Origin of the sequence: Streptococcus infantarius subsp. infantarius ATCC BAA-102 (assembly GCF_000154985.1) — a bacterium.
Classification (GTDB): Bacteria; Bacillota; Bacilli; order Lactobacillales; family Streptococcaceae; genus Streptococcus; species Streptococcus infantarius.
In genome coordinates this window covers 321,716-340,316 of the sequence record NZ_DS572694.1, presented here as the reverse complement: position 1 = coordinate 340,316, position 18,601 = coordinate 321,716, and the positions used below count along the sequence as shown (strand labels likewise).

Sequence of the window (18,601 nt, the reverse complement as noted above, 5' to 3'; positions counted from 1 at the left end):
AAGCTCTATCACAAGGTGGACACTATGAACAGTTACAAAGTTTTAAAATTTGACGATCACTTCGTTTATTTGACGCAAGAGGGCAAGATTAAAAAATTAGCGCGTGACTTATTTGATTTTGATATCGCACTAGGGGATAGAGTTGATTATATCCAAGATGGTGATATTGTCTTAGTGATGCCGAGCCAAGGAGAAATGGAAATAAGCAGTGATAAATCTGTTAAGTCTGGGCTTTTACAAGGCATTCTTAATCTTTTCTTGGAAACTTTATCCATTCATAATAACGACTTAGGAAATCTAAAGAAGATTTTTTCACAACTTTTGGTCACACTTTTTATGGCATGGAGTTTACTTGGTGTGGTTGTGATTGAATTATTACTTTTACTAGAATCCTTGATTTCCGTTATCTGGCGCTTACTAGTTAAAGGCATTAAGAATTTGCACATTGTGGATAATAGCCGAAAATATATGGCTTACCGCAAACGCCAAGAAGCTATTCGCAATCAAGAAAATCGTGAGGAAGAAGAACGTCTTTTACGTCTTGCTTTAGAACAGGAAAAGTTAGACAAAAAAGATCATATTTCTGAAAAAGCATCAGAAACTTTTACGACAGTTTCAGAAAAATCTCAGGAAGATTCTGTAAAAGAAACGAAAGAAATAGACTAAAAATGAAAGCATTTTTATCATTAACTACTAGAGCCTGTTGATAAAGGTGCTTTTTTGTTGGAATAATGGCTTAAAAGAGCCTGCTAGCTTTGCTATCTCCTTTAAATTTTGCTAAAATAAGAATAAATAATTATTATGAGGTAAAAAACATGTCTAAAATTTTAGTTTTTGGTCACCAAAATCCAGACTCTGATGCGCTTGGTTCATCAATCGCATACGCATACTTGAAACGTGAACTTGGTGTAGATGCTGAAGCTGTTGCTCTTGGAACTCCAAATGAAGAAACAACTTTTGCATTGAACTACTTTGGTGTAGAAGCACCACGCGTTGTTGAATCAGCAAAAGCTGAAGGTGCTGACCAAGTTATTTTGACAGACCACAATGAATTCCAACAATCAATCTCAGATATTCGTGACGTTGAAGTTGTTGAAGTGATTGACCACCACCGTGTTTCTAACTTTGAAACTGCTAACCCACTTTACATGCGTTTAGAACCAGTTGGTTCAGCTTCATCAATCGTTTACCGTCTCTACAAAGAAAATGGTGTTGCTATTCCTAAAGAAATGGCCGGTTTGCTTTTGTCTGGTTTGATTTCAGATACACTTCTTCTTAAATCACCAACAACTCACGCAACTGACCCAGCTGTTGCTGCTGACTTGGCAGAAATCGCAGGTGTTAACCTTGAAGAATACGGTTTGGCATTGCTTAAAGCTGGTACAAATTTGGCAACAAAATCTGCTGAAGAATTGATTGATATCGATGCAAAATCATTTGAACTTAACGGAAACCAAGTTCGTGTTGCACAAGTTAACACAGTTGACATCAACGAAGTTCTTGAACGTCAATCAGAAATCGAAGCTGCAATGACTGCTGCTATCTCTGCTAACGGATACTCTGACTTTGTTCTTATGATTACTGATATCCTTAACTCAAACTCAGAAATTTTGGCACTTGGTGCTAATATGGATAAAGTTGAAGCTGCCTTCAACTTCAAACTTGAAAACAACCACGCATTCCTTGCTGGCGCTGTTTCACGTAAAAAACAAGTTGTCCCACAATTGACTGAAAGCTTCAACGTTTAACTAATGTCGATAATGATAACACAAAAGGCGATGCAAGTCGCCTTTTTGTATGCTTTGTATATTGAGGAGATAAAAAATTAAAGATATTGATATGAAAAAAATTAATCTTTTTATTTTGTTGTTTTATTTTAGTTGGATGTCATCAGCAATCAAATGGTAGTAAAGTAAAAACAAGCCATGGCACAAGAGAAGTTGTCGAGTCTAAGAATGTAACAAAAGAGAAAAAAGATTATTCTGATTGGTTTTTAAATTATCGTTATTATTATGTTGCATCAAATACTTCAACCTTGATGACATGTGGGATAAGCTTAAATAATGATGGTACTGCAACTTTATGTAGAGCTGGCGCAGAATTGATGGCATTCAATGCTGGAAATCCTTTAAAAGGACAGTACACAATTGAAGATTATGAGGATTCTAATACTGTACAAACTTATGTTACATCAGGTAATATGACTGTAAATGGAGAAGAACCTAGTCGAGTAGAACTTGTTCCAAGTGTTAAAATCACGATAGATATTCCTGAGCAAGAACTTCAACGTGTTAATGGCAACGTTAATTCTGTAAAAGATGAAACCAAGGTAGTGCTTTATGGTTATACTAATGATGATGGTAATAAAGTATTAACAACAGGTGAAGAGGTAAAATCAGCATTACAAGTTTATTTTCATGCTAAACCTGAAAAAGCTAACTACGTTGTTAGTGTAGATGTATTGAATTTACGTTTAAAACCAAGCTTATCAGCTGATGTTGTTACTAAAAAACAAAAGGGTGATATTCTTCAAGTATTAGATTATGTTAGTGGAGAATCAGTTGATAATAACTCAACTTGGTGGGAAGTTAATATTGATGGTCAGAAATGTTATGCTTGGTCTGGTGCTCTTAAAACACAATTAGCTTATGATGCCGAACTAGAATCAGCCAATGATATTAATTTGGAAGAGATAAAGGATGAAAACTACGAATCGCTTGCCGGAACATGGCGTAACGGAAAAGGTGATACTCTTGTTATTCGAGTTGATGGATCTGTTACTAGTACAGTAAGTGGGAACACAGGTGAAGAAAGTTTGCAAGGTGCTTTTAGATATGAAAATGATGGCATTCCTTATATAGGAATGGGGAATGGTTTCACTGGTGGTTTATTGGCGTTATTTAAAGTTGGGTTTGAAAACCCATCGGGAGATAAGTCTGATATTTCTAAACCCCGAATTGTACCAACACAGAATGGTGTTTATCATTTATCTAATGATTACTATTATTATCGTCAATAACATGGAAGGAAATTGTAAATGAAAAAGAGAATTCTATTAATTGTTATTACTTTATTAGTTTTAGGTGCATGTTCTAAAGAAAAATAGTAATCAGAAAGTATCAGGAAATTGGTATACTAGCTCATCTTCATCTACTTCGGCATCTGATAAAAAAGAAGCTAGTGATAATAGTATTTATGATATCGTTTTAGAAAAACTTAGAACTGATACAAGTGATACGCCAGCAACGCATTATGCTTATTATGATATTGATGGTAATGGTCAAGATGAGTTATTTTCTGGTCGCTATTGGGAGTCTACGGGAACAATTGAATTTGCTGCTCTTTATTATGATAATAACGGTGTAGCGGATTTTCTGGCTCAAAGTTATGTCGCGACAGCTGGCGGGTATAGAGAAGCTGCAAATATCTATACAGATGGAACGATTATTACAGCTAAGTGGACGTCAACAGGAACAGAAATGGAAGATACCCAGTATCAATTGAGAGCAGATAATAGTGGTATTGATACTATAAAAAGTGCTACTGTACCGATTGGTAAAGATGTAGAATTAACGGATTACTTTGATGTAAAAGGAAAAAAAGAGTTTGATTTCAGTGTTTTAGATTGGCAACCATTAGTATCTGAACAAGCAAATTCTGATGATTTAGATGTTAATCAGATACTTAATGGAGATTATACATCATTAGCTGGAACATGGGAAAATGGTAGAGGGCAAACTTTTCAATTTAGTGATGAAGGAATGCTTGAAGGAATGAATATTAGTTCGCCACGAGAAAGTTCTTATGGAACAGTTACCTTAGCATGTGGTGCAGCTAACGGTGCCCCCGGTGGATTTGCTATTGAAGTTTACCCTACTGGTGTCAAAAATCCCAAAGAAGATCATTCGGATTCTTCCCAACCAAGGTTGGTTGCAGGACAACAATTTACTGATTTTCCTGCAGAAGCGTATTATTATAGAAAATAGCAAAACAAAAAGCAAACAAGTTTTCTTGTTTGCTTTTTTATTCTCCATCTCGGATAAAGGTGATTATCTTATCATCTGAATGCTCTAATGAAAATGAGAATCCGTCGAAAGCTAATGTCTTTATGTCCTCAAGTGTTTCAATTTGTTTTTCAGCCATGAGTGAGACTAGGCGACCACGTCCTTTTTTAGAAATAGTTGAATGGATTTTAAGTTTACCAGCTCGATTTTCCATAAAGATGATTTTAATCATGCGTTTACGGACATCTGGTGAAAAGACTTGCTCGAATTCTGAGGAAAGTAGTGAAATGATAAGATCATCATTTTGAACGACTTTATCATAGTCTTTTCGCCAGAATTGCTTCAAAGAAGTTTTTCCGATTTTTAAGTTTCCTTGAAAATCAAGGCGGTGCGGCGCAATCAGCTCTGTCGGTTTGATTAGACCGTAAAAAGCTGTTGCGATACGAAGGTGCTCATCGAGGTAGTCTTGTTCAGCTTGGCTGACTTGCTGACGATTCATATAGCGATACATCAGCCCATCATATAAGAGCCAAGCAGGGTAGCTTTTTGCTTCTTTGTCTGATAAGCGGTGCCAGCGCAGCCACTCTTGGTCAGCTTTGCTAGAATTGATTTTATAAAAGTTTGTCAAATCTTTAACAGAAAAATCCGTCAAAATATCAAGTATCGTTTGTGGCTTTTGAGAAAGTTCCTGATAAGAAAAGGCATCTTGATTGGTATTTAATTCTTTGGCGTTAGGGATTAATAGTTTCATACTGGCATTATAGCATACGATAAATCTTAGCTACAATTGATTAGCATTTTAAGATTGTCTTCTTCTAGCAGTCGCTTATGTTTTTTGTTACAATTAACATATGAAACTACGTGAATTGCAGGCTGGAGACTTACTTTTTATGTATGATGTCTCAGAAATGTCACAAGCCATAAAGGATTCGACGGGACAGTAAAGTCACGTTGGTATCTTTTTTGAGCAGATGATTTATCATGCAATGAGAAATCAAGGTGTTGTTAAACAAAGTTTGAGAGAATTTTTGGATACACATGAGCAGCTTGTTTCGGTTTACCGTTATCCAAAAATAGATCCAGACCAAGTTCTGGCAGCTGCAAAGAATCTTCTTGGAAAACCTTATAATGATAGTTTTTATCCTGATAATGATTGTTATTATTGTTCAGAGTATATTACAGAAATCTTACCGATTTTTGAAACTGTTCCTATGAAATTTGGCGATGATGAGCAGGAAATTTCTGAGTTTTGGCAGGACTACTATGACAAACTTGGTCTTGCTGTGCCTTTGAACCAACCAGGCACCAATCCCAGCCAGCTAGCCAATTCAGCGTTTTTACAATATTTAGGAGAATTACATGATTAAAATTTTTAATCCAGATAAATTAACACGACAAGATTTTTTCAAGGATTTGGTTAATTTTCTTTATCAAACTGATGATGTAACTTTGCGTCAAATCAAAGCACAGTTTCAAGACGTCTCAAAGATTGACCGTTTGATTGAAGAATATGTCCAATCAGGGTACATTATCCGTGACAATAAGCGCTATACGATTGGTTTTGACTTGCTTGAATCTCTAGAAAATATTGACTTAGATAGTCAGATTTTTGTGGATGATGAGAGTCTGGTTTACACTAACTTGATGGCAATCACTTTTGAGACACGTTTGGAAAATGAGACTAATGATTTGGTACTCGTTGAAAAGACAAGTATTGCTCGTGATGAATTGACACTTGCTAACTACTTTTTCAAACTAGCTGAGAATTTGCCAATGTCAAAAGAACAAGAAGTTCTGTTTGATTTGCTTGGAGATGTTAATCCGCAATACGCTTTGAAATACATGACAACTTTTCTATTGAAATTTGCAAGAAAAGATGAAGTCGCTCAAAAGCGACCAGATATTTTTGTGGAAGCTTTGGAAAAATTGAATTACATTCGCAAAAATGACCAAGGCAAATACCAATTGAACATGATATTTGATAAAGAGACACTAATTTTTACAAGTAAATAAATTAAAAAAATCTGGGGTATCCCAGATTTTTATGTTGCTGTTTTTATCATGAGATAAAGGAAATAAGGGGCTCCGATAACTGAAATAATCAGTCCTGTTGGAATACCTGTCCCGACAAGTAGGCTTCTGCCGATAGTATCTGCAATTAGCATTAAAATCATACCAATCAGCATGCTAGCAGGTAGGATGATTCGGTGGTCATTTCCAAATAAGCGGCGCGTGATGTGACCAGAAAGCAAGCCGACAAAAGTAATGTTCCCCACCAGCAAAACGCTAAATGCGGCTAAAAATGTAGAGAGTGTAAGAACCCAAAGTCGTTCTTTCTTTAGGTTAAGACCGAGAGCGATGCTCGTTTCTTGGCTAAACATCATCATGTTTAGGCAGTAGCTGCGCCATATAGTCATTCCCCAAATAATCCCTAGAAGAGGTGCCATGATAGCCAGCAATTGCCAGTTTCCGCCACTTACTTTGCCACTTAACCATGAGACAACATAATCGGTTTTTCCGATATCAAGATTGGCAATAACAGAAACCATCACACCAGAAAGTAAACTTGATATTCCCACACCTGAGATGATTAAGCGTGTTGGTTGAATCGGTTGATTTTTACGGTGAGAAACGGCGTAGACAATACTAATTGTTAAGAAACTTCCAAGCATGACAAAGAAAGGCATTAACGTCAGGATGGCAAGGTTAGTGATATCTAGTAGCCCTACCATGACAGCAATAATTAAGCCAGCTCCCGCATTAATTCCCAAAATTCCAGAATCAGCCAGAGGATTTTTAGTTAGGGTTTGCAACAAGACTCCTGACATGGCAAGAGAAGCCCCACCAAGCATACAAGCTAAGATACGAGGAAGCCTGATTTTGAAAACAATCAAAGACATTGTAGTGTCAGCTTGCCCCAAAAAGACTTGAAGGACTTTAATAAAGGAGGTATTAGCGTAGCCAATGGATAAAGAAAGCAGGAAAATAATTAGCGAACTAAGAAGAAGGAGAAGTAATTGACTTGTCCGTTTTGTTTTAGACATCATAGATTTTTCCCCTTTCTGACCAACCAAAGAAAGCAAGGAAGTCCAACGATGCTGATAATGGCGCTAAGAGGTGTTTCGGCTGGAGGATTGATGATTCGACTAAGCAAATCAACCCAAACCATGAAAGTCGCGCCAGCAAATGCCGTAAGTGGAAGAATAATACGATAATCTTTAGCGACAAAGAGTTTTATAAAATGAGGAATAATCAAACCAAGAAATGCAAGACTTCCCACCAAAGCAACAGCAGCAGCTGATAAAATAAGAACAATACTAAGCAGGCCAATAGTAGTAGCCAGCGTTTTTTGCCCCAAAGCTTTAGCGACGGTTTCATCAAGATAGAGAATGGTCAATTGATGAGCCATTAGTTGCGCTAAGACAAGACCGACTAGGATAAAAGGAGCAATGATAGCCAGCATTTTCCAATTGGTCTGAGCGAGTCCACCAGCTTGCCAGCCAATTACAGCTTTAGACAAATCAAAATATAAGCTGAAAGCTTGACCTAAAGATGAAAAGAGGGTCGAAATCATAGCTCCCGCTAAAATGAGTCGGGTTTGCTGATAACCTTTTTGAGGATGGTAACTAATCCCAAAAATCAAGCAAGCTGAAAGACTAGCACCAATCAGACAAAGCAAGAGCGTCATGCTGTAGTGCATGCTGCCAAAAATGGCATAACCAGCAATCAAGGCTAGCCCTGCTCCTGCATTAATTCCAAGAAGTCCAGGGTCAGCAATGGGATTTCTTGTCACCCCTTGGATGATACTGCCAGCTTGAGCCATAGCTGCTCCAACTAAAATAGCAGCAAGGATTCTTGGCAACCGCAAATCAAAAATCACGTCCTGTAGGTTTGAATCAGTTAACGGTGCTCTTAAAACACTAAAGACTTGCTGATTAGTGTAAGCAACCGCCCCAAAACGCAGGCTTAAATAACAGCCCAGAATAAAAAGTATTGCAATGCTGAAAAAAACAAGCCAAGGTCGACTTGGCTTATTTTTCTGAATAAGAAAGTTAGTTTCTTTCATGAGATTTCCTTTTTCAGAGAAGGGAGTCATAATCATCAGCTGTTAGCTTTTTTAATGGCTGCTGTGAAAGTTTCTAATTGTTTATCAAGTGACATTGGGTCAGAGAAGTAGAAGAGATTTTCGTCAACTTCAAGTACTTTTTGATTTTTAACCGCTGGAATATTTTTCCAAACATCACTTTCTTTTAAGGAAGCAGCCGCGTCTTTGGTGTCTTTGCTGACATTGAGCACAAGGTAGTCGCCGACATAATCAGCAAGTACTTCTTGTGAAATGCCAAACCAGCCAGATGAGAAGACATCTTTTTTAACAGTTTCTGGAGCAGAAAAGCCAAGTGAATCGTAAATTAATTCACCTCCGCGCCCCCAGTTATTACCATAGAGGTAGATAGCTTTGTCATAAAAATCCATAACAGTGAAGCTTGTTGAGGCATCAAGGTATGGTGCGAGTTCTTCTTTAGCTTTAGCCGTTTTTGTTTTCCAACTATCAAGCCATTTTTGAGCTTTATCTTCTTTGTCAAAGACTTTTCCAAGATTAGTCATCATTTCAAGATAATCGCTCTTACCATATTCAATAACTAAGACGGGAGCAATATCTTTTAACTCTTTGAGGTGTTCATCAGTTGAAAAAGCAATGATGAGGTCTGGCTCTTGCGCAGCGATTGCTTCGGTATCATCTGAGGTTAATTTCACCGCGTCAGCTAATTCATTTCCAAAAGCAGGACTATTTTTTTCTAAATCTAGTGAATAACTAGACACATTAACGCCTAGTTCAAGAAGGTAGCCAGTGTAAGAGTAGGCAAAGTTAACGACTTTTTTAGGATTTTTAGGAATATCGCCTTGGTAAGAAAATCCTGTTATTTTAGGCATGCTTGATAGCTCAGTGTTATCTGAAGTTGATGCGTTGTTTTGACAAGCAACCAACATAAGCGTTGCTAGAAATGTTGTTAAAGTGACAAAAAACTTTTTCATGTCTAAGGTCTCCTGAAATTTATGTGAGCTGATAAGTCAGCAAAATAGGACAGTTATGAATCGGATCTTGAACGATCTGTGCCTCGATACTAAAAATATCTCTTAAAATATCAGTTGTCATAACCTCTTCAACCTGACCGTGATAGCAAATAGCACCGTTTTTCATGGCAATTAAGTTATCAGAAAAACGCGCTAATAAATTCAAATCGTGCAAAACCATGATGATGGTTTTATGGGCTTCTTGGTTAAGTTTTTTCAGCAATTCCAAAATTTCCAATTGATGATTCATATCTAGGTAAGTTGTCGGTTCATCAAGGAAAATCGTATCGGTGTCTTGCGCTAGCGCCATGGTAATCCAAACGCGTTGGCGTTGTCCACCGGATAAGACATCAATTTTTTCATTAGCAAGGTTAGTGATTTTTGTCATTTCCATTGCCCACTTGATCTTAGCCTTGTCTTCATCGGTTAATTGCCCAAAATAACTTTGGTGAGGAAAACGACCGTAAGACACGAGCTCATAAACGGTAATGCCTTCAGTAGCTTCAAGTACTTGTGGGAGCAAAGCTATTTTTTTAGCAATTTCCTTGGTCGGTAAATCAGCAATAGCTTTACCATCAATCAAAATTTGCCCAGCTTTAACTGCTTGAATCCGTGTCAGGGCTTTTAGCAAAGTGGATTTGCCACAGCCATTAGCACCGATGATTGTAGTGATTTTTCCGTCAGCTATCTTGGTTGATAAATTCTGAATAACCGTTTTATCATCATAAGCGATAGTGATATGTTTAGCACGAATTTCTGACATAGTGGCCTCCTTTCTCGTAAAAAATGAATATGGTTACAAGTCTCAAAAAAATTGAGAATTGTTTTTTCATTGTAACAAGAAAAAAGGCCTCTGAAAAGCCTTTTTCGAAATATTTTTACAAAAATCACATATAACCTTAATTAATTAGGATTATTCTAATTAGTAATTGTAATCGTTTTAGTTAAGGTATTTTTTAGCGATGTTCATATCACCAGCATAAGCTGTGCGTTCACCGTTAACGATTTGGTAAGCGTCAGCTCCTTTACCAGCAATGATAACGGCATCGTCAGCGGTTTGAGTGAGTGACATAGCTTTTGCGATAGCTTTTTCACGGTCGACTTCGATTTCAAGTGGTCGATTGACTTGGCTGGCAATTTCCTCTGCAATAGCTTTAGGGTCTTCGTAGTTAGGGTCGTCAGCAGTTAGGATGACTTGAAGATTTGGGTGAGCGTTAATCACACGAGCAAAGTCAGCGCGGCGACTTTCACCTTTATTACCAGTAGCACCAAGAATGAGGTGAAGGTTTCCAGTTTGATGTTCTTCAACAACAGATAATAATTTTTCAAGGCTATCACCGTTGTGAGCGTAGTCAACGAAAACTTTAGCGCCATTTGCCTGAGTAATGACTTCCATACGACCTGGTACGCTTGTCTCAGCGATTCCTTTTTTGATGTCTTCAGGGCTTGTTCCTAAACGAAGACAAGCAAGACCTGCAGCTAGTGCATTTTCTTGGTTAAAGGAACCAATGAGTTGGATGTCATAGTGTCCAGCCAGTTTTCCTGTCACGTCAAAGTCAAAAGTTCTGCCATTTTCGATAGTATTATCAGAATCCTTACCGTAAAAATCATGTGGAAGGTCAGCCACTTGCTCAGCAACGACTTTAAAATGATCCATACCAGCATTGACAACAACAGCCTTGCTATTTGCCATCAACAGACGTTTGTGATAGAAGTAATCTTCAAATGTTGGGTGTTCAATCGGTCCAATGTGGTCTGGGCTGATATTAAGAAATGCTCCTACATCAAAAGTTAAGCCGTAAACACGATCAACAAGATAAGCTTGGCTAGATACTTCCATGATGAGGTGAGTCATGCCATTATCAACAGCAGTTGCCATCATCTTGAAGAGGTCAAGACTTTCAGGTGTGGTTAATTTTGATTTGGAGAATGTCTTACCATCAAGTGTTGTGTTCATTGTTGAAAACATGGCTGGTTTGTGGCTTTGTTTCAAAATGTTGTAAGCAAAGTAAGCCGCAGTTGTTTTCCCTTTAGTTCCAGTAAAGGCAATGATTTTTAGTTTTTCTTCGGGGTGACCGTAGAATTCCATAGCAATCAGGCTCATGGCTTTTTTGATATCTGTTACGATAATCGCAGGAATATCAAGTTCGTAATCAACTTGGCTGACATAAAAAGGTAAGCCTTTTTGGATAGCTTGTTCAAGGTATTCTTTTTTAAAAGTTGCCCCTTTAGCAAAGAAAAGTGTTGAACTGTCGACATCACGACTGTCAAAACTGATTTTTGAAAAACTAGGATTTTCTTTCCAAGTCAGGCTGTATTGATTGTGGAAGATGATTTCGCGGAAATTATGGTCTTTTTTCAGAATTTCGAGGGTTTTTTCAAGTGTAATCATACACTCTATTTTAAACTTAATGTCTATGTTTTACAAGTCACAAGCAAAAGTTTATAATAAAATGTAACGCTTATTTTTAAAATTAGGAAGAATACTATGTCTGAAAACAAAACAAACGTGACACAGCAACAGCAGATGGTGCGTGGAGCTGCTTGGTTAACAGCTTCAAACTTCATCAGTCGTCTCTTGGGGGCCTTCTACATTATTCCTTGGTATGCTTGGATGGGGACTCATGCTGAACAAGCCAATGCACTTTTTGGAATGGGCTACAATATTTATGCGGTATTCCTACTTATTTCAACAGCAGGGATTCCCGTGGCAATAGCTAAGCAAGTGTCTAAGTATAATACGCTTGGTCAGGAAGAGACAAGCTATTATCTCTTACGTAAAATTTTAAAATTAACCTTGGTACTCGGCTTTATTTTTGCGGCTATTATGTATCTTGGAGCACCAATTCAAGCTGCTTGGAGTGGTGGGGGCGACGATTTGATTCGCGTCATGAAGAGTCTGTCTTGGGCAGTTTTACTTTTTCCAACAATGAGTGTGCTTCGTGGTTTCTTCCAAGGGTTTAATAATTTAAAACCGTATGCCATGAGCCAAATCGCTGAACAAGTCATCCGAGTGATTTGGATGTTATTGACAGCCTTCATGATTATGAAAATTGGTTCTGGAGATTACGTTTCAGCGGTTGTTCAATCAACATTTGCAGCTTTCATTGGAATGATTGCCAGCGTCATGGTTTTGATTTTCTTCCTTTGGAAGGAAGGAAAACTTCAAGCTATTTTAGCGAAGGAAACTGAGGAAATTGACATTGATGCTAATGCCATTATCATTGAAACCGTAAAAGAAGCTATCCCATTTATCATTACGGGTGCAGCCATCCAATTATTCCAATTGGTTGACCAATGGTCTTTCATTAACTCAATGAAACTTTTCACTTCACATAGTTTGAAAGAATTGCAAATCTTGTATGCTTACTTATCAAGTAACCCAAACAAGGTAACAATGATTTTAATCTCGCTTGCGACTGCGATTGGTGGTGCAGGAATTCCGCTTTTGACAGAGAATTTTGTTAATAAAGATAAAAAAGCTGCTGCTCATTTGGTGATTAATAGTTTGCAGATGTTGTGCATGGTGCTTTTGCCGGCAATGATGGGAGCTATTATTTTGGCACAGCCACTTTACACTCTTTTCTATGGTGCACCAAATAACGATGCTCTATGGCTATTTGTTGTAGCTTTGATTCAAGTTATTTTCTTAGCTCTTTATAGTTTGCTTGCGCCAATGCTACAAGCTCTTTTTGAAAATCGCAAAGCCATCAATTATTTTGCTTATGGTTTGGTAGTTAAGATTGTTTTACAAGTGCCATTTATCTTTTTATTTAAAGCCTATGGTCCACTCTTATCAACAGCAATTGGATTGATGATTCCAATTATTTTAATGTTCAATCAAATTCATGCTGTAACACTGTTTAATCGTAAAGCCTTGTGGCGAGGCATTCTATTAGTTTGCATTTTGACGGCTATCATGGGAATTGTTGTTGCACTAGGAACATTTGGACTTCACTTTATCATCAGTCCAACCACTCGTCTTGGTAGTGTGATTTACCTTGCTCTTATGGGAGCACTTGGGGTTGCTGTCTATGGATTCCTAGCCTTAGCAACACACCTTCTTGATAAATTAATTGGCAGTAAAGCAAAAACACTACGTAAAAAATTCCATTTAGAATAAAAAAACAGCCCATTGGGCTGTTTTTTCATGAGCCTGAAAATAGAAAAGCGAATCAAGCCCATTGGGCTGTTTTTTCATGAGCCTGAAAATAGAAAAGCGAATCAAGCCCATTGGGCTGTTTTTTCATGAGCCTGAAAATAGAAAAGCGAATCAAGCCCATTGGGCTGTTTTTAATTTAATAAGATATAGTTTTTTCTTATAGCTAACTATCAGTAATTAGAATAGCAAAAGCACACTAATTTTTGAGAATAAATGTTAGAATATAGTTTATAAATTTTGAATGAACGTTATGTTTTGAGATGAGAAGGGGGACTATTATGACAAGTGACTGTCGATTGGCTACGATTTTAGCCCATGCTGGTATTAAGTCGGATGAAGCAACGGGAGCTCTTGCAGCACCGATTCATTTTTCAACAACCTATCAGCATCCAGAGTTTGGAAAATCAACGGGCTTTGATTACACGAGAACTAAAAATCCGACACGCGCAACCCTTGAAAAGACCCTTGCAGCAATTGAAAAAGCTGATTATGCCTTAGCGACTTCATCAGGCATGAGTGCTATTGTTTTAGCGCTTGAAATTTTTCCTGTTGGAGCAAAGGTGGTTGCTGCGCGTGATTTGTATGGCGGTTCCTTTCGTTGGTTTAATGACAAAGAAAAAGAAGGACGCTTTGTTTTTACTTATGCCAACACACAAGAGAAGCTTCTAGCTGCAATTACTGAAGAGACTGACATTGTCTACCTTGAAACACCAACTAATCCCTTGATGATTGAATTTGACATTGCAAAAGTAGCAGAAGTTACACATAAAAATGGGGCTAAGTTAGTGGTTGATAACACCTTTTATAGTCCGATTTATCAAAATCCGATTGAGCTTGGTGCGGATATCGTGGTGCATTCTGCGACAAAATATTTAGCAGGGCATAACGACGTATTGGCTGGTGTGGTGATTACCAGCGACCAAGTCATTTATGATAAGCTCTTTTATAACCTTAATACGACAGGCCCAACCCTATCTCCTTTTGACTCTTACATGCTGATGCGAGGACTTAAGACGCTCAAACTTCGCATGGAAAAAGCTACTGAGAATGCTCGTGCTATTGTGAAGTATTTGAAAAACTCACCAGCTGTTAAAGAGGTGCTTTATACTGGAAAAGGTGGTATGATTTCTTTTAAAGTAGTTGATGAAGAAAAAATTCCTTATATCATTAATAGCCTTCAAATCATCACTTTTGCAGAAAGTCTTGGTGGTGTGGAAAGTTTGATTACCTACCCAAGAACACAAACCCATGCTGATATTCCAGAAGATGTTCGCTTATCTTATGGCTTGACGAATGATTTGCTGCGCTTGTCAATTGGTATCGAAGATGTTGAGGATTTGATTGACGACTTAAAAAATACCTTGGAGGGATAGTATGGGAAAATACGATTTTACAACCAGACCAAATCGTTTGAAACAATTTACTTACAAATGGCAGAGCTCAGAAAACAATCCCGATTTGCTTCAGTTATGGGTGGCAGATATGGATTTCTTGCCAGTTCCAGAAATCAAACAAGCTATCATTGATTACGGTCAAGAGCATATTTTTGGCTATAATTATTTTAAAGATTCGCTTTACCAAGCTGTCATTGATTGGGAAAAAGAAGAGCACGGCTATGGGATTAAAAAGGAAGAGATTTCTTTTATTGATGGTGTAGTACCTGCCATTTCGGTAGCCATTCAGGCATTTACTGAAAAAGGTGATGCAGTATTGATTAACTCACCTGTCTATTATCCTTTTGCTAGAACTATCCGTCTTAATGACCGTAAGTTGGTTGAAAATTCTTTGCAGATTAAAAATGGGCATTTTGAGATTGATTTTGATCAACTGGAAAAAGACATCGTAGACAATCAAGTTAAACTTTATGTTTTTTGTAGTCCACATAATCCTGGCGGACGCGTTTGGTCAAGTGATGAGTTGCAAAAACTTGGAGACCTCTGTCGCAAACACGGTGTGATTTTAATTTCGGATGAGATTCACCAAGATTTAGCGCTCTTTGGTCACAAGCATCATTCCTTCAATACTGTTGATGACTCTTTCAAAGATTTTGCTATTGTTTTGGCCTCAGCTACAAAAACTTTTAACATTGCTGGAACTAAAAACAGCTTTGCAATTATCCAAAATCCAGACCTTCGTCGAAAATTTCAACGTGTGCAGTTGGCCAATAACCAGCACGAAGTTCCAACCATTGGCATGATTACCACAGAAACAGCTTTTAGATACGGTAAACCTTGGTTAAAAGAACTCAAAAATGTGATTGAAGAAAATGTGGATTATCTGACAGATTACCTAGAAGAACACACTAAAATCAAGGTTATGAAGCCAGAAGGAACATACCTGGTCTGGTTAGATTTCTCCGCTTATGATATTGAGCAACCTGAACTTGGGGAAAAGTTACAAAAAGAAGCTAAAGTGGTTTTAAATGATGGGGCGCATTTTGGTAAAGAAGGCAAGGCTTTTGCACGCTTAAATGTAGCAACTCCTTTTGAAACCATTAAGGAAGCTAGCGAGCGCATTGCTAAGGCCTTTGGAAAATAAGAAAAAGCGGGCTGATGCCTGCTTTTTTGTAATGCTTTTGGCAATTTTTGCTAAAAAATGTGACATTCGTCATAAAATTTTAGCAAATTTCCTTATTTTCTGCTATAATTGGTAAGGTTAAACTAAATTCAGTATAAAGGAGTACTATCATGGGAAAATTCCAAGTTATCTCACATCCGCTAATCCAACACAAATTGTCAATTTTACGTCGTACAACAACTTCAACTAAAGATTTCCGCGAATTGGTTAACGAAATCGCGATGCTTATGGGGTATGAAGTTTCTCGCGACCTTCCTTTGGAAGATGTTGAAATTGAAACACCTATCACAAAAACAACTCAAAAACAATTGACTGGTAAAAAATTGGCAATTGTTCCTATCCTACGTGCTGGTATCGGTATGGTTGATGGTTTCTTGAGCCTTATTCCAGCGGCTAAAGTTGGTCACATCGGTATGTACCGTGACGAAGAAACTTTGCAACCAGTTGAGTATCTTGTAAAATTACCAGAAGATATCGATCAACGTCAAATCTTTGTTGTAGACCCAATGCTTGCAACTGGTGGTTCTGCAATTTTGGCTGTTGACTCACTTAAAAAACGTGGTGCTGCAAATATCAAATTTATTTGTCTTGTTGCTGCTCCAGAAGGTGTTAAAGCTCTTCAAGAAGCTCACCCAGATATCGATATCTGCACAGCTGCTCTTGATGAAAAACTTAACGAAAATGGTTACATCGTACCAGGTCTTGGTGACGCTGGTGACCGTTTGTTCGGTACAAAATAATAAGCTAAAAGCTTAATAAGAAAGGTTTGCGTTCCAGTTTAGGAACACAAGCCTTTTCTTTTTAGTCAAATTAATCGTTCATTTTACTTGAAATGGTTTTAGCGAATTCCTGAGCTGCCAAAGGAAGAGTTTGCCAGTTTTTCCAAGCAAGCACAATAGTCCGAAATGGCTTTTCGCTAATGTGACGAATGGTTAAATCATCAAGTGTCAAGCCATCGAGAAAATTTTCGTAAAGAAGACTAGCTCCTAAATCTTGTCGAATCATCTCCAAAATAGTGTAGTCGTCATAAATTTCGTAAGCGAATGTTGGGGTTATTTTGGCTTTTTCAAAGGCCGCACGTGTCAAACTGTTTTCCCCTTCATCAAGAAGAATTAGTTCAGTTTTAGCTAAGTCAGCAAGAGAAACTTCATTTTGTTTTGCCAATGGGTGCTTACTAGGTAAAACGGCGTAAAGGTAATCCTGGTAAAGGATATGCGACTGAAGTTGTCCAACATAATCAATATGCGTGAATCCTAAATCAACTTGTCCAGTATCTAGCCACTGGTGAATGCTGGTATAATCCCCTTGCTTAAGAACGAAATTGACTGCAGGGTGTTTGGCTTTGAAGTCTTTGATAAAGGGTAAAATAAAATTTCGACTAGCAGAGGTGAAGATGCCAATACGGATTTCAGCTTTATTGAGCCCTTGTAATTCCTCGATTTTTTTGGTTAGCTGCTTTTCCCCCTGAACAATTTGCTGGAAGTAGGGATAGAGAGCTTGGCCGTCTTTGGTTAATTTGACCCCCTCATGACCACGTGTTAATAAGCAAGTCCCAATTTCTTTTTCAAGATTTTTGATGGTCTGGCTGACAGCACTTTGTGAGTAGTTTAGTTGCTCTGCGGTTTTGGTAAATGACCCTAATTCAATAACTGAGCAGAAAATAGCGTATTTTGAAATCATATTGATACCTTTCGATAAGTAAAACTTATATTTCTATTATATACTTTAATTTTACTTATATCCAATATCACCTTATAATAAAACAAGATATTAGGAAGTGAGAGGTAAAATTCATGGTTCAAAAACATGCTAAATTTTTTTCAGTGACCGTTCCTCTTGCGTGGGGGATGTCTTATCTATTTATGGCGCTTGGGGCTTCTGAAATTCCAGCCATTGAATTAGTAGCTCTGCGTTGTGGGTTAGCTTTTTTGGCTTTAGTATTAATTTTTTATCGCCATTTGAAAGAAACATTTTCTTGGAAATTGATGGCTTATAGTGCTTTTGTAGGAATATTATTATTTGCTGTTTTTTATTTTTTGATTGTTGGGGTCATTGATACGTCAGCTTCGACGGCTGGTTTTCTGGCTTCGACGACAGTGGTGATAGTTCCTACCTTACGTGCTATTGTCACTCGAAAAATGCCTGATGCAAAAACGATAATAGCGATTTTGATTGTTTTATCAGGGCTTTATCTTTTAACAGGTGCTGACTTGTCACAATTCAATCTTGGTGCTGTGATGTGCTTGGTATCTGCGACTTTATATGCTGTTTACATTATTCTTTCTAAACACTTTGTCGAGAAGGTAGATCCGATGAGCCTAGGAATTTGGCAATTAGGTTTTTCTAGTTTGTATGCTTTAATAGGAACATTTGCTTTTGAGGCACCTGTTTTGCCACATTCCAATATTGTTTGGTTTTCAGTATTAGGCTTGGCTCTTATTTGTTCAGCGTATGGTTGGGTGATGCAGACAATCGTTCAATCGTATGTCAGCGCTGAGTTTACTAGTATCATGTTTACACTGGAACCTATTTTCACAGCTATTTTTGCTTTTATTTTCTTTGGAGAATGGCTGAGTGGTTTAGCTTTTTTGGGAACGGTTTTGATTTTTGTCGGTGTCCTTTTGACCATTTATCAACCGAAAAAAAGCCGTTCTATTGTTTTACTTCAGGAAAAAGTCGAATATTAAAATTTTTTATTTGACCTTTTTTGACCATTTGACTATAATAGTCTTAGGTTAATATTTAAAACAAGGGCAAGAAAAAGTAGCATCGAGATGTTATGTCT

17 protein-coding genes and 1 pseudogene are annotated in these 18,601 nt (G+C 37.6%); 11 read left to right on the top strand and 7 right to left on the bottom strand.

Annotated features, from left to right (window positions below; genetic code table 11):
• The first annotated feature begins 24 nt into the window (after window positions 1-24).
• The 4 genes from STRINF_RS09305 (at window position 25) to STRINF_RS09290 (ending at window position 3,986) form a co-directional block, all read left to right on the top strand.
• The gene (locus STRINF_RS09305; RefSeq protein WP_006532877.1) at window positions 25-666 is read left to right on the top strand and encodes a hypothetical protein; all 642 of its coding nucleotides are present in this window, start codon (window positions 25-27) and stop codon (window positions 664-666) included.
• 149 nt (window positions 667-815) lie between these two features.
• Window positions 816-1,748, top strand: coding sequence for a manganese-dependent inorganic pyrophosphatase (locus STRINF_RS09300; protein WP_006532876.1), 933 nt, complete (start codon window positions 816-818; stop codon window positions 1,746-1,748).
• Between the two features lie 290 nt (window positions 1,749-2,038).
• Window positions 2,039-3,019: a DUF6287 domain-containing protein gene (locus STRINF_RS09295; RefSeq protein WP_006532875.1), complete on the top strand. Its 981-nt coding sequence runs from the start codon at window positions 2,039-2,041 to the stop codon at window positions 3,017-3,019.
• A gap of 64 nt (window positions 3,020-3,083) precedes the next feature.
• Window positions 3,084-3,986: a DUF6287 domain-containing protein gene (locus tag STRINF_RS09290; protein WP_006532874.1), complete on the top strand. Its 903-nt coding sequence runs from the start codon at window positions 3,084-3,086 to the stop codon at window positions 3,984-3,986.
• A gap of 37 nt (window positions 3,987-4,023) precedes the next feature.
• On the opposite strand, the gene yaaA is transcribed toward STRINF_RS09290, so the two are convergent.
• A complete protein-coding gene (gene yaaA, locus STRINF_RS09285) occupies window positions 4,024-4,755 on the bottom strand; it encodes a peroxide stress protein YaaA (RefSeq protein WP_006532873.1) in 732 nt (243 codons plus the stop codon).
• 100 nt (window positions 4,756-4,855) lie between these two features.
• Here yaaA and STRINF_RS09280 point away from each other — a divergent pair.
• Window positions 4,856-5,371, top strand: a pseudogene (locus STRINF_RS09280) (YiiX/YebB-like N1pC/P60 family cysteine hydrolase).
• Entirely contained in the window at window positions 5,364-6,017 is a 654-nt protein-coding gene (locus STRINF_RS09275; protein WP_006532871.1) for a DUF1803 domain-containing protein, read from the top strand. Before STRINF_RS09280 ends, STRINF_RS09275 begins: the two are co-directional and overlap by 8 nt.
• Before the next feature lie 29 nt (window positions 6,018-6,046).
• On the opposite strand, the gene STRINF_RS09270 is transcribed toward STRINF_RS09275, so the two are convergent.
• The 5 genes from STRINF_RS09270 to STRINF_RS09250 all read right to left on the bottom strand — a co-directional run bounded on the left by STRINF_RS09270 (window position 6,047) and on the right by STRINF_RS09250 (window position 11,469).
• Window positions 6,047-7,051 (bottom strand): FecCD family ABC transporter permease, encoded by a 1,005-nt coding sequence (locus STRINF_RS09270; protein WP_006532870.1) that lies wholly within the window; start codon window positions 7,049-7,051, stop codon window positions 6,047-6,049.
• A complete protein-coding gene (locus tag STRINF_RS09265; protein WP_043878453.1) occupies window positions 7,048-8,070 on the bottom strand; it encodes a FecCD family ABC transporter permease in 1,023 nt (340 codons plus the stop codon). Before STRINF_RS09265 ends, STRINF_RS09270 begins: the two co-directional genes overlap by 4 nt.
• A 35-nt stretch (window positions 8,071-8,105) precedes the next feature.
• Complete coding sequence (locus STRINF_RS09260) at window positions 8,106-9,038, bottom strand: ABC transporter substrate-binding protein (protein ID WP_006532868.1); 933 nt, start codon at window positions 9,036-9,038, stop codon at window positions 8,106-8,108.
• Between the two features lie 19 nt (window positions 9,039-9,057).
• Window positions 9,058-9,840, bottom strand: coding sequence for an ABC transporter ATP-binding protein (locus tag STRINF_RS09255; RefSeq protein ID WP_006532867.1), 783 nt, complete (start codon window positions 9,838-9,840; stop codon window positions 9,058-9,060).
• A gap of 177 nt (window positions 9,841-10,017) precedes the next feature.
• The gene (locus STRINF_RS09250) at window positions 10,018-11,469 is read right to left on the bottom strand and encodes a UDP-N-acetylmuramoyl-L-alanyl-D-glutamate--L-lysine ligase (RefSeq protein ID WP_006532866.1); all 1,452 of its coding nucleotides are present in this window, start codon (window positions 11,467-11,469) and stop codon (window positions 10,018-10,020) included.
• Window positions 11,470-11,565: 96 nt separating this feature from the next.
• Between STRINF_RS09250 and STRINF_RS09245 the strand changes: the two genes are divergently transcribed.
• From STRINF_RS09245 to upp, 4 genes are all read left to right on the top strand, one after another.
• Window positions 11,566-13,200 (top strand): putative polysaccharide biosynthesis protein, encoded by a 1,635-nt coding sequence (locus STRINF_RS09245; protein ID WP_006532865.1) that lies wholly within the window; start codon window positions 11,566-11,568, stop codon window positions 13,198-13,200.
• Between the two features lie 317 nt (window positions 13,201-13,517).
• On the top strand, window positions 13,518-14,612 hold the full coding sequence (locus STRINF_RS09240; protein WP_043878452.1) for a cystathionine gamma-synthase: 1,095 nt from the start codon (window positions 13,518-13,520) through the stop codon (window positions 14,610-14,612).
• Between the two features lies 1 nt (window position 14,613).
• Window positions 14,614-15,777: a MalY/PatB family protein gene (locus tag STRINF_RS09235; RefSeq protein ID WP_006532861.1), complete on the top strand. Its 1,164-nt coding sequence runs from the start codon at window positions 14,614-14,616 to the stop codon at window positions 15,775-15,777.
• Between the two features lie 149 nt (window positions 15,778-15,926).
• Window positions 15,927-16,556, top strand: coding sequence for a uracil phosphoribosyltransferase (gene upp, locus STRINF_RS09230; RefSeq protein WP_006532860.1), 630 nt, complete (start codon window positions 15,927-15,929; stop codon window positions 16,554-16,556).
• A gap of 70 nt (window positions 16,557-16,626) precedes the next feature.
• Here the strand turns inward: upp and STRINF_RS09225 are convergent, their stop codons facing one another.
• On the bottom strand, window positions 16,627-17,496 hold the full coding sequence (locus STRINF_RS09225) for a LysR family transcriptional regulator (protein WP_006532859.1): 870 nt from the start codon (window positions 17,494-17,496) through the stop codon (window positions 16,627-16,629).
• A 113-nt stretch (window positions 17,497-17,609) separates the two neighbouring features.
• On the opposite strand from STRINF_RS09225, the gene STRINF_RS09220 reads away from it, so the two are divergent.
• Complete coding sequence (locus STRINF_RS09220) at window positions 17,610-18,503, top strand: DMT family transporter (protein ID WP_006532858.1); 894 nt, start codon at window positions 17,610-17,612, stop codon at window positions 18,501-18,503.
• Window positions 18,504-18,601: the final 98 nt, after the last annotated feature.

Excerpts from the sequence above, each read along its gene's own strand:
- STRINF_RS09305 (WP_006532877.1), top strand. The coding sequence starts at position 25 with ATGAACAGTTACAAAGTTTTAAAATTTGACGATCACTTCGTTTATTTG.
- STRINF_RS09300 (WP_006532876.1), top strand. The coding sequence starts at position 816 with ATGTCTAAAATTTTAGTTTTTGGTCACCAAAATCCAGACTCTGATGCG.
- STRINF_RS09295 (WP_006532875.1), top strand. The coding sequence starts at position 2,039 with ATGACATGTGGGATAAGCTTAAATAATGATGGTACTGCAACTTTATGT.
- yaaA (WP_006532873.1), bottom strand. The coding sequence starts at position 4,755 with ATGAAACTATTAATCCCTAACGCCAAAGAATTAAATACCAATCAAGAT.
- STRINF_RS09275 (WP_006532871.1), top strand. The coding sequence starts at position 5,364 with ATGATTAAAATTTTTAATCCAGATAAATTAACACGACAAGATTTTTTC.
- STRINF_RS09270 (WP_006532870.1), bottom strand. The coding sequence starts at position 7,051 with ATGATGTCTAAAACAAAACGGACAAGTCAATTACTTCTCCTTCTTCTT.
- STRINF_RS09265 (WP_043878453.1), bottom strand. The coding sequence starts at position 8,070 with ATGAAAGAAACTAACTTTCTTATTCAGAAAAATAAGCCAAGTCGACCT.
- STRINF_RS09260 (WP_006532868.1), bottom strand. The coding sequence starts at position 9,038 with ATGAAAAAGTTTTTTGTCACTTTAACAACATTTCTAGCAACGCTTATG.
- STRINF_RS09255 (WP_006532867.1), bottom strand. The coding sequence starts at position 9,840 with ATGTCAGAAATTCGTGCTAAACATATCACTATCGCTTATGATGATAAA.
- STRINF_RS09250 (WP_006532866.1), bottom strand. The coding sequence starts at position 11,469 with ATGATTACACTTGAAAAAACCCTCGAAATTCTGAAAAAAGACCATAAT.
- STRINF_RS09245 (WP_006532865.1), top strand. The coding sequence starts at position 11,566 with ATGTCTGAAAACAAAACAAACGTGACACAGCAACAGCAGATGGTGCGT.
- STRINF_RS09240 (WP_043878452.1), top strand. The coding sequence starts at position 13,518 with ATGACAAGTGACTGTCGATTGGCTACGATTTTAGCCCATGCTGGTATT.
- STRINF_RS09235 (WP_006532861.1), top strand. The coding sequence starts at position 14,614 with ATGGGAAAATACGATTTTACAACCAGACCAAATCGTTTGAAACAATTT.
- upp (WP_006532860.1), top strand. The coding sequence starts at position 15,927 with ATGGGAAAATTCCAAGTTATCTCACATCCGCTAATCCAACACAAATTG.
- STRINF_RS09225 (WP_006532859.1), bottom strand. The coding sequence starts at position 17,496 with ATGATTTCAAAATACGCTATTTTCTGCTCAGTTATTGAATTAGGGTCA.
- STRINF_RS09220 (WP_006532858.1), top strand. The coding sequence starts at position 17,610 with ATGGTTCAAAAACATGCTAAATTTTTTTCAGTGACCGTTCCTCTTGCG.